At 67.2% G+C, this 1,079-nt stretch carries 1 protein-coding gene; it reads left to right on the forward strand.

What is annotated here, in order from left to right:
- Positions 1-229 precede the first annotated feature (229 nt).
- Positions 230-886 carry a peroxiredoxin-like family protein gene (locus Q9R26_RS18590; RefSeq protein ID WP_311228213.1) on the forward strand — a complete coding sequence of 219 codons (657 nt, stop codon included), beginning with the start codon at positions 230-232 and terminating at the stop codon, positions 884-886.
- The last annotated feature ends 193 nt before the right edge of the window (positions 887-1,079 follow it).

The following is a 1,079-nucleotide window of genomic DNA, read 5'->3' on the forward strand; positions in this document are numbered from 1 at the left end:
AGTCACGAAAAGCTTCCCCTTTCGAGCGCGAAAGTCGCGCGTGCTCTCCATTCGTACCCGCGTGCCGCCACGGACTGGAAAGACCGTTGCCCCTGTCCTGAAGACGCACGGATCCCACAAGGAGGGCGCGATCCCGGATGACTTCCCATGACGCGGAGGCGGCCAGAACAGTCACGTCGTGCCTAGGCTCCGGAGGTCGACACCCGTCGACCGCATACGGAGGTCACCGATGCCCGAATCGTCCATCGCCGAGCAGGTCGAATCGTTCAACAAGGGGTTCACCAGACAGATCGGCCCTGATCTGTCTGCTGTGTTCGACACCGAGCAGGCTGATCTCCGCGCCGCCGGCCTTCCCGCCGCAGTCGTACGCCCGGGCAACCGGCTCCCCGACGCCGACCTGCTGACCCCCGGCGGCGACACGGTAACGCTGGCCGACGACCTCGGCTCCGCCCCCGCAGTCGTCGTCTTCTACCGCGGTGCCTGGTGCCCGTATTGCAATCTCACCCTCCGCACGTACCAGCAGGACCTCCTGCCGCACCTTGATGCGCTCGGAGCACAACTGGTGGCGATCTCCCCGCAGACCCCGGAGGGCTCTGAAGCCGCGATCGCGAACGGCGAGTTGGCGTTCCTAGTGCGCTCGGATCCTGGGAACGTGCTCGCCGCACAACTAGGCATCGTGACCGAACCGAGCCCGGAAGCGCGGCGCGCCCACGCCCAGCTCGGATTCGACGTTGCCGATAGCAACGCCGACGCATCCGGACGGATCCCGTTTCCAACGGTCCTCGTTGTCGACGCCCAGCGGGTCGTCCGGTACGTGGACATCCAGGTCGACTACACCGCACGGACCGAGGTCGACTCGATCGTGGCGGCAGTACGGGCCCTCTGACCGGCGCGTGCCGTGCAGACGGCACGCTCGCCACCCGCCAAAACGGCTCACCGCCCCGTCGACAAGCGATTTCGCGCGTCGACGGGGCGGCGTTCGCCGTCTGCGGTGTCGCACCTCAGAATGCAGCGGCCGGAGGAACGACTCGGATCGGTATCAGCGCGCGGAGCGCGTCCCGATCCGCGGCAGGACGAAT

This window comes from Curtobacterium sp. BRB10 (genome assembly GCF_031844325.1).
GTDB classification, from domain to species: Bacteria; Actinomycetota; Actinomycetes; order Actinomycetales; family Microbacteriaceae; genus Curtobacterium; species Curtobacterium poinsettiae_A.